The sequence below is a fragment of the Companilactobacillus halodurans genome, from assembly GCF_009600995.1.
Taxonomy (GTDB): Bacteria; Bacillota; Bacilli; order Lactobacillales; family Lactobacillaceae; genus Companilactobacillus; species Companilactobacillus halodurans.
In genome coordinates, this window is sequence record NZ_VDFO01000002.1 from 1 (window position 1) to 14,006 (window position 14,006).

A 14,006-nucleotide genomic window follows, 5' to 3' on the forward strand; every position below is an offset into this window, starting at 1 on the left:
TCTTGCATCAAGACGAAAAACCTCTTTCATTGTTTGTGGAGAACTCCAATGATACCTGATTTTTTCGTCTTGGTGTTTTTATTTTGGAATTTTATTGAAAGTGGCTAACTTGATTATAAAATTCGCCAAAAAATTCTTTCGGATAATTTGGATAAATAAAATTATAAAAAATAGACAGCTTTTCCGGCAAAATGATATTATGATAATAATCTAATGATGATGATAAGAATTATATGTAAGGAGATGAACTATGAAACTACAAAACAAACGCTTAATGAAATTATTGGCTTCTAAAATAGAACCTAAAGTAAGTATTATTTTGCCGATTCATCAAGGAACTCCGCAGATTGATGAAAACATTCTTACCTATAAGAATTTATTAAAATGCGTTAAAAAACAATTGGAATTGAATTATCCTCGCCGCTTGTGGAATCAGTTGGTTGAGAAATTAGAATCTTTAGTTTTAGATCGAGAATTATGGCATAACGAATACCGTTCATTACTGATTTTTGGAAATGATGAAGGCTTAGAGATTTGTCAAATGAGACATGCCGTTTTGCCAAAAGAGCATGTTGGTAATACTTTTTTAGTGCAAGATTTATTGTTGCCAGAAGAAAATAAGACGAGTGCTGATTATTTAATCAATCTCAGTCGTGATAGGATTAATGTTTTTGATATTCAGACTTTAAAACAGGTAGAAATCCCAGGATTGTATTTAAATTTTGCAGACTATTATTCTGATTTTGATGCTAATTCCAATTTGAACTCTGGTTCATATGGGGGATTGCAAGCTAATTTTCATGGTCATCGTTCTAAATCAGAAGAACAACAAAAAGATCAGTTGATTTATTACCAATATTTAGACCAGAGTTTTAATGAACTCTATCGAAATAAAGGCTACACATTTGTCTTAGCTGGTTTGCCTGAAGTGGTAAATGTCTTTTTGAATGAATATCAAAATCGTAACTATATTGATGGCGTGATGCATGTTTCGGTTTTGAATTACTCGCATCAACAATTTGAAAATAAGATGAAGGAATTCTTTAGTTTTGAAAAGGTGGCAACGATTGAAAAAATCAAACGCGAATTTCACCAAGCTAATGAACAAAATCGGGTTATCAATGATATTGCGATTATCGATTTTGCCTTGAATAATCATGATGTAAAATCGTTAGTTTCTTTTAATGACGGCAGTTCTTATTCGATTGCCCATAACAAGTTGTTGATTAAATCTCTGATCAATAAGATAAACTGTCTAGTTTTATATCTTCCTAGTGCGAAAAATTATTCGAGTATCAATGCAATTCTGTATTAAAAAATAGGTATGACAACCACGAAAACGATTGTCATACCTATTTGATTTTTGTGCTTAAATATTATTTTTTGACTGGTTCATTCTTTCTCAATATGCGAGCAGGATTTCCTACTACAATAACATTATCAGGGAAGGATTTAGTTACGACAGACCCCGCGCCAACAACGACATTATTACCTAGAGTCACTCCAGGTAGGATACTTGCACTACCACCGATCCAAACATCATTACCAATCGTAATGGGTGCAGTTCTTTCAGCTTCTGTTCGACGAACTGCTGGATCTAGTGGATGTTGGGGCGTATAAAGCCCGACCTTGGGACCAAATTTACAATCATTACCAATTGTGATTTTACCCTCATCACAGAGCATGACATCGTGATTGGCATAGAAGTGGTCTCCAATCGTGATGTTGACGCCGTAGCTGAAATAAATCGTTGGTTCGACAAAAAATCTATCGCCGACTGATTTCATCAAGCTTTTGATGCTGCGGTTTCTTTCTTTACTATCGGTAATTTGATTATATTTCATTAGCTTGTTACGAACGTTGATTCGAAGGTCCGCTAATGGCTTTGATTCGAGGTAAAGCTCTCCATTAACCATCTGCTGATACGCAGGGTCTTGTTCAATTTCCATTTAAAATATCTCCCTTTTAGAGTAAATGCATACTAATTTAAAGCAAATGCATACTAAGCATATCATAAGTTATGAAAACACTGAAATAAGCCTGAAAAATTGATGACAATTAGGAAAATAATGAAAAAATCGTTGCAAAACTAAAGCTGAAAATATCCGAATGGTTTAGGATAGAGGTGTAACACGGAAGTAGTAGAAAAATCGGAGGTAGATTAATCATGACGAATGTATTAATTATTGGCGCTACCAGTTTAGTCGGCCAAAAAGCTACCAAATATTTTTTGAACAAAACTGACGACCACTTGACTTTGATGGCACGTAACCCCGGATTTTTGTCAATTGATAAAAATCGTGGGCGTGTTGTTCAAGGAGATGTGCTCGACGATATTCCACTGGATGATGCCCTAGATGACATTGATATCGTTGTTATAACAGCCGATAGCAACTTAGCTTTGTCGGCAGAACGTATTATTGGGGGCATGGATAAACATGGCGTAGACCGGCTAATATTCATTACCTCAATGGGGCTTTATAATGAGGTTCCAGTAACTGATGGAGCCTCTGGCAATTTGACTAACCAAGCCATTTTGAAACCTTACCAAGCAGCAGTTCAAGCAATTGAAAGCTCGGACTTGAACTACACCATCGTTCGTCCTAGCCAGTTTGATGAGAGTCAAGATTTAAACTATGAAGTCGTTCCCGAAGGAGAAGCCGGAGTCAGTGGGGATGTTTCATTAAACAGCGTTGCCGATTTTATCATCAAAGCAGCAAACAATGATAAAGTTGATTCTCATGAGAGTGTAGCAATTTGCCGTAAGGAAGCCTAGCGGATATCTTATTTGCAAAAAAAGGAATGCTCCTAAATTATGGAAGTATTTCTTTTTTTATAAATAAATATTGACCTCAAGTCAACTTGATGGTTTAGGATGGGCCATAGTAAAATTCATGAGGTGATATAAATGGCAAAATTAATTATATATTTTTCACTTTCCAACAATACTAAAAAAGCTGCCCAAAAGATTCAAGAAATCACACAAGCAGATATCGTTCGTCTAGAAAAAAAGACGCCATATCCTGTTGATTACAGTGATTACTCAAAAATTGGGCAACAAGAATTTGAAGATGAAACTCGTCCAGAAATTAAGATTCAGCTTGATAACTTAGATCAATATGACACGATTTTTCTCGGCTATCCAACTTGGAGTGGTCGTGTACCAATGATTTTTTACACATTATTTGATAAATATGACTTTTCAAATAAGAAAATTATTCCATTCACTACTAGTGGCGGTTCATCAATTGCCGAATCAATGCCATATGTCAAAAAACTTGCTAATAATAGTACAGTTACAAAAGGATTTAGATATACTGGCGACGACAAACAGCTGAAAGAATTTTTGAATCAAGTTATTTAGATAATTATTTGTAAATTAATATTATGATGGTCGCTACAAAAAAATAGATTGGAAAAGTAATTGCAACTAAATCTGGTAAATGCCATACTGTCAACATATGCGTAGAAATATGTTTTAAAAAGGGTGGTTATTATATGCGTCATCGCAGAAGAAATAGAAAACCATTAGTTATAACATTGGTTTCCGTTTTAATTTTAATAATTCTAGGGGTTGTTTTTTTCTTTCCATTGAACAATTTACTTCGCAACACAACTGGCAATGATACTGCTAGTGATAAAGTAGTTAAGTCTGAATTGGTCAAAAAAGTTAAGGCTAAAAAAACCGGGGATCCCAAAAAGGATAAAAAGATTGATAAAGCAGCATCGATTTTAGGCAAGAAAAAAATGTCTGAAATTATGTCAGCAGCTAATAGTCAATCTAAGACTCAAAAATTGATTGAGGATTCTTCATCGCTTTCAAATGAGCAAGCTCAAATCGTTGCTCAAGAAGTTTTTTCTAATTCTGATTACACGCCTTTACGTAATGCTATTAGTAAGGGTAATTGGTACCAAGCTTATCAGCAATATCAAAAACTTTCAGATAATGGGCAATTGACTCAGTTGCAACAAGATATTAAAAAATAAACTATCGAAAATCTCGACCGATTTAGTGGTCGGGATTTTATTATTTAGGTAAGAATAATAGTATGATTAAAAAAATTGTTGTATTATTATTATCAATGGAATATTCCAAATGAATCTATTTTTTTATAAATTGTCAATCACTGAATAAAAAAATTGATTTTTTTAATAAAAATAGGTAATACTTCCTTTTAAAAATAATTTTTAAGGTTTCTCTAAGAAACTTCTGATACTATCTTTTTTAAGAAAGATTAATGAAAACACCTTAATAAGGAAAATAATTTCATTTGGTTATATTTCTTACTGGAGGGAATGCTATATTAAGTTCTGAGGTTATCTTTCGAGCTTAAAATATCATATATGAAAGGTATAGGTTATATTTGACGCATGACAATAGGAAGATATTTACGTACTAAAAGATTTTTTAAAGAATTAACCTTGCAACAAGTTGTTGACACTGTCAAAACTGATTATAATTTTTCAACATCAACTTCAGTTTTAAGTGCCATCGAAACAGACAAGAATAAGATTTTAGATGGTGAATTATTATTTGTTTTGTCAGATTTGTATAATTTTGATTTGAATGAATTGCGTGATTTGATTTTGAAAAATCTCAAGGAAAATAATAATAGAGTATAAACAAAAATCTCGTATCGTTATCGATATGAGATTTTTTATTTATATTAGAAGACTTTTTATCGTAAAGCGATTACAATATTTTTGAGGACATTTATGTTATCGACATTACCGGTATTGAGGCAAAATAATTCGAAATAACTGATTTCGAAAGAACGGATGATGAGAAATGAAATTTTGCGTAGATACAGATAACAAGAACAGTTGGTATATTGGTACGAATAATTTTGATGCTGAAATGGCTAATAAAATGGAAACCTTGATGTTTCAAGGCAATGGCTATTTTGGTATTCGAGCTACATCTGAGGAGCGTCAGCTCAATGAACGGCGGAATATGTTCGTCAGCGGAACATTTGATGAATTTCCTAGCGAAGTGACTGAATTACCTAATTTACCTGACCTTTTGAATATGGAATTTAAGATTGATGGCGAAACTCTATCTTTAGCCAAAGGTCAAATAAAGGGCTATCACAAATATTTGAATTTGAAGAATGGTGAATTAGTTCGGAAATTCAGTTGGCTGATCAATGGTAAGAGAGTTGACTTCAAGTATTCCCGATTTATTTCGATGTCTGATAAGCATTTATTGGTTTCAAAAGTTGAAATTGCTTCAGACCAAGATAATCTGAACATTCAAGTACGTTCGGGTATTGATGGACAACAATCTAACAGTGAAACTCAGCATTTGATGGAAGGCGACAAACGACTTTATGAGGACAAATACTTACAGTTGATGGAAGAGACGCAACAGTCACACATCAAATTTGTCTTTAATGCCAGACATAATGTCTACATTGACGAAGTATTGTTAAGCGAGAAGCCTTTTATCAATATGGGTCGCCGGCAGATTTTTGCGAACTACGATATCCATTTGAACCAGGGTCAACATTTTTCAATGACAAAGTATGCCAGTGTTTATACTAGTATCGATCGAGATGTTGATCAAAAGACAATGGCTGAAAAATCAGTTTCAAGATTAAAGCAAAACTGTGCCTTTAATTATGATGAACAATTACGAAAATCGACTAAAGTATGGGAAAAAGATATTTGGCAAAAGAATACTGTTAAGATTTCGGCTAAAGATATTCGTCCTCAAGTGGCTATTAATTTTGCTAGATATCAATTGGCTGCTAATACTCCTCGTGATACCAGAATGAATATTGGTGCTAAAGGAATTACTGGCGAAGGCTACAAAGGCCATACTTTCTGGGATACAGAAGTCTTTATGTTGCCATATTATATTTTCACGATGCCAAACGTAGCTCACGATTTACTAAGGTATCGTTATCATGGTTTAGCAGGTGCTCATAAAAAAGCTCAGTTCAATAATTATCGCGGAGCCCAATTCCCTTGGGAAGCAGCTTGGCCAGATGATGGCGAAAGTGCTCCATTGTGGGGTAGCGCTGATATTGTCACTGGCGAACCAATGAAAATTTGGTCAGGTTTTATCGAACAGCACGTCACAAGCGATGTCGTTATTGCAATAATGGATTATATCAATGCAACAAATGATCAAAATTTTGCTCAAAAAATGGGCTATGAAATGATTCTTGATGCAGCCATATTTTGGAGCAGTCGTTTAGAATATAATCGTAATCAAGATCGTTATGAAATCAATGATGTGATTGGACCAGATGAATATAAAGAACATGTTGATAATAATGCATATACTAACTACACAGCACGTTGGTGTCTGCAAAAAGCCATCAAAGTCTACAATCTAATAAAGACAGATTATCCAAATCTTTATGAAAAATTGGATACTAAATTAGATTTGACCAAAAATTATGCTGATTGGTTAGTTAAGGTCAACAAGATTTATCTGCCACAGCCAAATGCAGATGGTGTAATTCCTGAAAATGATCAATATTTGGATAAAAAAATAATCGATGTATCTCGTTATCAGGTCAACAATCAACTAAGCAGCATTTTTAAAGATTATAATTTATCACAAATCAATGAGATGCAAATCACTAAACAAGCTGATGTTTTGCTATTGATTTATTTGTTTGGCGATCTTTTCAGCGATGAGGTCAAACAAAGCAATTGGGATTACTACGAACCAAAGACGACGCATGATTCATCGTTATCATTGTCGACACATTCAATCTTAGCGAGTGATTTGAATCTTGATGATTCGGCTTATAAATTTTATGAAAGAGCTTGTGAGACCGATTTAGGCATTCACGCTGGCAAAGCTGCTCAAGGATTGCATATGGCAGCTTGCGGTGGAGTTTGGAACATGACTGTCGAAGGTTTCGGTGGCGTTAGAATCGAAAATGGCAAACTGAAGATTGAACCACATTTGCCTCTTGCTTGGGATGGTTTGGAGTATCAAATAACTTGGCATGGCAGCGCTTTAAAAGTAAAAATAAATAATGACAAACTAGCAGTCGAAGTAATTGGTAAAGGAATCAATTTTATTAGTTTTGGTGAGGAATACCAGATTCCGGCTAACTCAGAAATAGAAATCACGCTACCAGTTATCGCTGAAGTTTAGTTTTTGGAGGAATTTTATGACTAAAGTTGCAATAATTACCGGAATATCATCGGGAATGGGTAAGGCCAGCGCTAAATATTTCAAAGAAAAAGGCTTTGAAGTATATGGTGGAGCTAGACGTGTTGAACGCTTGCAAGACTTGCAAGAGTTAGGCATCCACACTCAAAAGCTAGATGTGACTGATAAAATTTCGGTTCGTGCTTTAGTGGATCGAACAGTGAAAGAACAAGGTCGAATCGATGTTTTAGTTAACAATGCTGGTTATGGAGAATTTGGCCCAATCGAAGAAGTCCCTGTACAAAAAGCTAAGCAGCAATTTGATGTGAATGTTTTTGCGGCCAGTCATTTGACACAATTAGTTTTACCTGTCATGCGTCGTCAAAAAAGCGGTCGTATCGTGAATATTTCTTCAATTGGCGCTAATGTTTACAGTCCATTAGGTGGTTGGTATTATGCAACTAAAGCTAGTCTCAATATGTGGAGCGATGTCTTGGATTCAGAAGTTCGTCGCTTTGGGATTCGTTCAGTCATCGTCCAACCTGGGATGACTAAATCTGAATGGAGTAAAATCGCTCTAGAGAATGCACGTCAAAATCTAGCCGACAATTCGCCATATTCTGATATGGTCGACAAGTTGGATAGTCTGTTTGGAAAATTAAAAACGAGCGCTAGTTCAGAAGATTTGGCAAAAGTCTTTTATAGAGCAGCAACGGATGTTAAACCAAAACGTCGTTATTTCAATTCAATAGTCGATCATGGCATGGTTATGATTGCAAAAGCAATGCCACATACATATCGCAGCATTTTGAATCAATTAATGAAATAAAAGTAAATTTATAAAACAGTAATAGCATCTATTAGGATAATTTCAATGATTATCTTGATAGATGCTATTTTTTTGCGGACAAAAAGGATTGCTGAACGAGATTCTTTTAATTGTTTTTTATAAATCAGGCGACTATATTTAATGTACAAAATATTATATGTTTAAACAAATAATACAGACAAAAGGGGTGAGTAAGATGTTATTCGGAATAGATACAAGAAATGATGATGATTGGTGGATTGGTGTCAAGGCTCCGGATATACGTCATCTGAGTAAATACGAATCCTTAATGTTTCAAGGCAATGGTTATTTAGGAATCCGTGGTGCTCTAGAGGAACGTTACTTGAATGAAAAGCGCGACATGTTCGTCATGGGTTCTTTTGACAAGTTCCAAGATGAAGCCACAGAATTGCCTAATTTACCTGATATCGTCAATATGGAGATTCAAGTCGATGGTAAATTATTGAGTTTGAATCACGGAATAGTTACTAATTATTCTCGGGGATTAAATTTAAAAAATGGTGAAATTGTAAGATCTTTTGATTGGCAAATTGAAGATATCAAATTACATTTTAAGTTTCGTCGCTTTGTCTCGATGGCTGATTGCCACCTCTTTGTCTCAAAAGTAGAAGTAACGCCATTAAATAGAAATATTCGTCTCCAAATAAAATCAGGCATCGATGGACAGCAGACTAATTTTGGTACGCAACATTTTGTTGAAAGTACTAAACGGCTCTTCAATGCTCGGTTTGTCCAGATGCAGACACACACGCAACAGTCACAAGTTAAATTTGCTTTGACGGAATATCATCGACTTTTTTTGGATGAAGAAGAATTGTCCTTAAATCCGCATTTGGAAATTAACCGGCGTCAGATTTTTGCTAATTATTCAGTCGATTTGGTCAAGAATCAAGAATTAGTCTTCATCAAATATGCGACGGTTTTTTCTAGCACCGATAAGGATTTGCAAAAAAATGTTTCTGAAGACTCGTTGATAGAATTGAAACAGGTTGGACGCATGGATTATCAGGAATTGTTGAGACAATCGAGTCAAGTTTGGGATGAAACTATTTGGAATGATTGTCTAGTTGAAATTTCAGCTCACAATAATAAGCCACAAATTGCGGTGAACTTTGCTCGTTATCAATTGCTAGCTAATATGCCTCATGATTTTGGGATGAATATTGGTGCTAAAGGGATGACTGGAGAAGGTTATAAAGGCCATGCCTTTTGGGATACAGAAATTTTTATGTTGCCATTTTTTATGTTCAATATCCCTCAGTTTGCTCAAAATCTTTTGATCTATCGATATTTGGGCTTGATTGGTGCTAAAAGAAAGGCTCATCAAGGTGGCTATCAAGGTGCTCAATATCCTTGGGAAGCTGCAATGCCAACTGATGCTGAATCGGCTCCTTTGTGGGGCAATGCGGATATCATCACGGGCGAGCCAATGAAGATATTATCCGGTTCGACAGAACAACATGTAACTGGAGATGTTGCGTTTGGCGTGACACAATATTTGAAAGCAACGAATGATCAAACTTTTGCTAAACGAATGGGTTATGAGATTATTTTGCAATGTGCCAAATTTTGGGCTAGTCGCATTACTTGGAACAATGAGAAGAACCGTTATGAAATTACTGACGTGATTGGACCAGATGAGTATAAGGAACACGCTTCAAATGATGCGTTCACAAATTATATGGCACATTGGTGCATGAAACAGGGTGCTGAGATTATCTCGGATTTGCGACAAAATGACTTGAGAACTTATGAAAAGTTGAATAAAAAAATTAATTTAGAAAAATTATTTAGAAGTCTAATTTTGAAATCGGCCATGCTTTATGTGCCAGCTCCTAATGCTGATTCGGTCATTCCCCAAGATGATGACTATTTGTCTTATAAGAAAATCAATATCGACAAGTATAAGAAGACTAACAAGAATTTTGACATATTTAAGGACTTTGACCTCAAGCAATTGGATAAGCTGCAAGTAACTAAGCAAGCAGATGTTCTATTACTGCTGTTGCTTTTTGAAGATGATTTTTCCAAAGAAGTGTTGGATAAGAATTGGGATTATTATGAGCCTAAGACAACCCACGATTCTTCGTTATCATTTTCCAGTCATGCTATTTTGGCAAATGACTTAGGATTATACAACCGTGCCTTTGATTACTTTGAAAATAGTTGTCAAATAGATTTAGGCAAGAATATGGATTCTTCTATTATGGGACTGCATATGGCTGGACTTGCCGGGGTCTGGAAGGTAGTGGTTGAAGGATTTGGCGGCGTTAGAATCGACCATGATAATTTAAGGATTCAACCACACATTCCTAAGACTTGGAATTATTTACGTTATTCTATAATTTGGCAAACTAAGAAATTAAATATTTTAGTAACTCATCGGCACTTTTCAATCGTCGCTGATGGTCGGGTCAAATTTATTCATCAAAAAAGAATTTATCAACTAGAACCTGATGAAAGACTGACAATTGAACTTTAGTAAAACCTGCCTTTATTAAAAATGATTAAAACATTTAATTTTATTCTAATTTAATGGTTGAAAAATAAAATATAAGGTGCTATTATCATTTCCATACATTAATTTTTTTCTAATAAAGGGAGAACAATATTATGACAGAGACAAAAAAAGTAGTACTAGCATATTCAGGCGGATTGGACACATCAGTTGCCATTCCGTGGTTAAAAAATAAAGGTTATGACGTAATTGCTTGTTGCATTAACGTTGGCGAAGGAAAAGATTTAGATTTTATTAAGTCTAAGGCAATCGATGCCGGTGCAGTTGATGCTATCGCGATTGATGCACTTGATGAATTCGCTGACGATTACGCTTTAGTAGCTTTACAAGGACATACCCTCTATGAAGGTATTTATCCTCTTCTCTCTGCTCTCTCCCGACCTCTTATTAGTAAAAAATTAGTTGAAATTGCCAAAGAAAATGATGCAGTTGCCATTGCCCATGGCTGTACCGGAAAAGGCAACGATCAAGTTCGTTTTGAAGTTGCTATCCACGCTTTGGCACCAGAAATGAAGGTTCTTGGACCAGTTCGTGATTGGCACTGGTCACGTGAAGAAGAAATCGAGTACGCTAAGGAACACAATATTCCTATTCCAATTGATTTGGATTCTCCATATTCCATCGATGCCAATATTTGGGGTCGTGCTAATGAATGTGGCGTGCTGGAAGATCCTTGGAATGAAGCTCCAGAAGATGCCTTTGATATCACCAAGCCTATCGAATTGACGCCAGACGAACCAACTAGCGTTGAGATTGCTTTTGAAAAAGGCGTTCCCGTTTCATTAGATGGCGAAAAAATGAAATTTTCAGATATGATTCAAGAATTGAATGTCATTGCCGGTGATAACGGAATTGGACGTATCGACCATATCGAAAATCGTTTGGTTGGAATCAAGTCCCGTGAAGTTTATGAAACACCAGCTGCAGCAGTTTTGTTGAAGGCTCACCAAGAGTTGGAAGATTTGACTTTGGAACGTGATTTGGCGCATTTCAAGCCTTATATTGAAAAAGAATTGAGCGACACGATTTACAATGGCTTGTGGTTCTCACCACTGATGGATTCATTGCTGGCTTTCTTGCATGAAAGTCAAAAGACCGTCAATGGAGTTATTAAATTGAAATTATTTAAAGGTAGCGTCTTAGTTCAAGGACGTAAATCACCAAATTCACTTTATGATAAAGATTTGGCAACTTATACTTCAGCCGATTCATTCGACCAAGAAGCTGCTCAAGGATTCATCAAACTTTGGGGCTTGCCAACACAAGTTTCAGCTCAAGTAACTCAAAAAGCTAAGAGTAAAAAAACAGTCAGTCATCAAACTGGAGTAAACCAATGAGTACCGAAAAACTTTGGGGTGGCAGATTTTCCCAACAAGCCGATGCTTGGGTAGATGAGTTTGGAGCTTCGATTCATTTTGATCAGTTGATGGCTGATGAAGATATCGAAGGTTCCTTAGCCCATGTCAAAATGCTTAAGAAAACTAAGATTCTCAATCAAACTGATAGCGACCAAATCATTGCCGGATTGCTAGATATTCAAAAGGATCTTCATCAACAAAAGCTGCATTTCACTGTCGAAAATGAAGATATCCACATGAATATTGAAAGCATTCTGACAGAGAAGATTGGCCCGGTGGCTGGAAAATTGCATACAGGTCGTTCAAGAAATGACCAGGTAGCGACTGATTTTCACCTGTATGTCAAAAAAAGGTTGCCTAAGATTATTGAAGAAATCAAAACGATTCAAAAAACACTTGTTAAACTAGCTGATGAAAATGTCGAAACGATTATGCCGGGATACACTCATTTGCAACACGCCCAGCCAATTTCATATGGTCATTACTTGATGGCTTATTATTCGATGTTGAAACGGGATGTTGAGCGCTTCATGTTCAACCAAAAGCATACCGATATTTCGCCTTTAGGTGCAGCTGCCTTAGCTGGAACGACCTTTCCAATCGATCGAGAATTTACGGCTAAAGAATTAGGGTTTAAGGATGTTTATACGAATTCACTCGATGCAGTGTCAGACCGAGACTTTGCATTAGAGTTTTTGAGCAATGCTTCAATTTTGATGCTCCATTTGTCACGATTCTGTGAGGAATTGAGTATGTGGGTCAGTTATGAATTTGATTATCTTGAGTTAAGCGATAAGTATACGACCGGTAGTTCAATCATGCCGCAGAAGAAAAACCCGGATATGGCTGAATTGATTCGTGGAAAAAGTGGACGGGTCTTTGGACATTTAATGGGACTGCTTTCAACAATGAAATCTTTGCCATTAGCTTATAATAAAGATTTGCAAGAAGATAAAGAGGGCGTCTTCGATACCGTCAAAACAATCTTGCCAGCTTTAAAAGTCTTTAATGGAATGATTTCAACGATTGAAGTTCATAAAGATAAAATGTATAAAGCAACAACGCATGACTTTTCCAATGCAACTGAATTAGCTGATTACTTGGCAACTAAAGGGATACCTTTTCGTGAAGCGCACGGAATCGTTGGTCAGTTAGTTTTAAAGGGGCTGCAAAATGGTAAAAATCTTCAAGATATTCCAATGGAAGAATTTAAAGAAATTTCACCATTGATTGAAGAAGATGTTTATCAGGTTTTGAAACCAGAAGTAGCTGTCGAAAGAAGAAATTCTTATGGCGGTACAGGTTTTAAGCAAGTTCGAGAACAAATTGAGCAGGCTAAAAAAGAATTGGAAATTTGATGCCGTCCTCCATAGCAAAGAAAATTTGGCTGGAACGATGTGGGCACGACTTTAAGCCTTTGCCAAGTTCGGGCAAAGTCTTAAAGCTCGGCCTTATTCTAAGCAATAAATTGCTAAGAATAATTTCACATCTGAGCCAATTTTCTTTGCTATTCCGGACTGGATAGTGGTTTTATTTTTTACAAGTAATTAAGAGGGAATCCTATATTATAGGGTTCTCTTTTTTGATAGTTGGATATAGAAAAAACCAAAAGGTTCTGAATATTAGGGACTATAGAATAAAGTAAACTCAATAAATCTCGTACATTATGGTTTTTATGGAATGACATATGGAAGATATAATAATCATCTTAATCTCTTTGGAATTTAAAAATTGTTTTATTATGGAATAAACTAAAAATGTAGTTAGCGTCAAAAAGCATCCCATGCAGATAGCAGCTTATCGACTGTATATCTACATTGAATGCTTTTTTGATTTGAATTTTCTTGAAATAAACAATAAAAGACGTTATTCAGTCGGGAGTGGCAGCTTTGTGGATGCTCAGTACTGAAATTTCACTTAGCGATTTATCGCTTAGTGAAAGACCAATCTTTGAGACAATTCCTGGTTCTGGAATTGGCTTAAAGTTGCGTCCAGTACGTTCCAGCATCCACAAAGCAGAACGGACGACGACATCTAACATTAACCTAACTAAAAAAACAATGATATTTTTAGAATTTTATTTTGCTTTCTAAAGATGTATCTAAGAATTTCTTATTTTAACCTTAGCTATTCATCAAGACCTAGCGGTGTCAGGATGCTATA

Annotated in this window: 12 protein-coding genes; 11 read left to right on the forward strand and 1 reads right to left on the reverse strand. The window is 35.6% G+C overall.

Annotated features, from left to right (window positions below; all coding sequences use genetic code 11):
* Window positions 1–250 precede the first annotated feature (250 nt).
* Window positions 251–1,315 carry a baeRF8 domain-containing protein gene (locus FHL05_RS00590; RefSeq protein ID WP_153386746.1) on the forward strand — a complete coding sequence of 355 codons (1,065 nt, stop codon included), beginning with the start codon at window positions 251–253 and terminating at the stop codon, window positions 1,313–1,315.
* Window positions 1,316–1,376: 61 nt separating this feature from the next.
* On the opposite strand, the gene FHL05_RS00595 is transcribed toward FHL05_RS00590, so the two are convergent.
* Window positions 1,377–1,949: a sugar O-acetyltransferase gene (locus FHL05_RS00595; RefSeq protein WP_153386744.1), complete on the reverse strand. Its 573-nt coding sequence runs from the start codon at window positions 1,947–1,949 to the stop codon at window positions 1,377–1,379.
* A gap of 218 nt (window positions 1,950–2,167) precedes the next feature.
* Between FHL05_RS00595 and FHL05_RS00600 the strand changes: the two genes are divergently transcribed.
* From FHL05_RS00600 to FHL05_RS12420, 10 genes are all read left to right on the forward strand, one after another.
* Entirely contained in the window at window positions 2,168–2,776 is a 609-nt protein-coding gene (locus FHL05_RS00600) for an NAD(P)H-binding protein (protein ID WP_153386742.1), read from the forward strand.
* 132 nt (window positions 2,777–2,908) lie between these two features.
* Complete coding sequence (locus tag FHL05_RS00605; RefSeq protein ID WP_153386740.1) at window positions 2,909–3,364, forward strand: flavodoxin; 456 nt, start codon at window positions 2,909–2,911, stop codon at window positions 3,362–3,364.
* A gap of 134 nt (window positions 3,365–3,498) precedes the next feature.
* A complete protein-coding gene (locus FHL05_RS00610) occupies window positions 3,499–3,987 on the forward strand; it encodes a hypothetical protein (RefSeq protein ID WP_153386738.1) in 489 nt (162 codons plus the stop codon).
* 384 nt (window positions 3,988–4,371) lie between these two features.
* A complete protein-coding gene (locus tag FHL05_RS00615) occupies window positions 4,372–4,623 on the forward strand; it encodes a RodZ family helix-turn-helix domain-containing protein (protein ID WP_153521785.1) in 252 nt (83 codons plus the stop codon).
* Window positions 4,624–4,789: 166 nt separating this feature from the next.
* Window positions 4,790–7,120: a glycoside hydrolase family 65 protein gene (locus tag FHL05_RS00620; RefSeq protein WP_153385356.1), complete on the forward strand. Its 2,331-nt coding sequence runs from the start codon at window positions 4,790–4,792 to the stop codon at window positions 7,118–7,120.
* A 16-nt stretch (window positions 7,121–7,136) separates the two neighbouring features.
* Window positions 7,137–7,946, forward strand: a complete 810-nt coding sequence (locus FHL05_RS00625; protein ID WP_153385357.1) for an SDR family NAD(P)-dependent oxidoreductase — start codon at window positions 7,137–7,139, stop codon at window positions 7,944–7,946.
* Between the two features lie 196 nt (window positions 7,947–8,142).
* Window positions 8,143–10,449, forward strand: a complete 2,307-nt coding sequence (locus FHL05_RS00630) for a glycoside hydrolase family 65 protein (protein WP_162000147.1) — start codon at window positions 8,143–8,145, stop codon at window positions 10,447–10,449.
* A gap of 131 nt (window positions 10,450–10,580) precedes the next feature.
* Window positions 10,581–11,822: an argininosuccinate synthase gene (locus FHL05_RS00635; RefSeq protein ID WP_153521787.1), complete on the forward strand. Its 1,242-nt coding sequence runs from the start codon at window positions 10,581–10,583 to the stop codon at window positions 11,820–11,822.
* Window positions 11,819–13,201 (forward strand): argininosuccinate lyase, encoded by a 1,383-nt coding sequence (gene argH, locus FHL05_RS00640; RefSeq protein ID WP_153385359.1) that lies wholly within the window; start codon window positions 11,819–11,821, stop codon window positions 13,199–13,201. The genes FHL05_RS00635 and argH overlap by 4 nt, the downstream gene beginning before the upstream one ends.
* Window positions 13,202–13,738: 537 nt before the next feature.
* On the forward strand, window positions 13,739–13,936 hold the full coding sequence (locus tag FHL05_RS12420; protein WP_153385360.1) for a hypothetical protein: 198 nt from the start codon (window positions 13,739–13,741) through the stop codon (window positions 13,934–13,936).
* The last annotated feature ends 70 nt before the right edge of the window (window positions 13,937–14,006 follow it).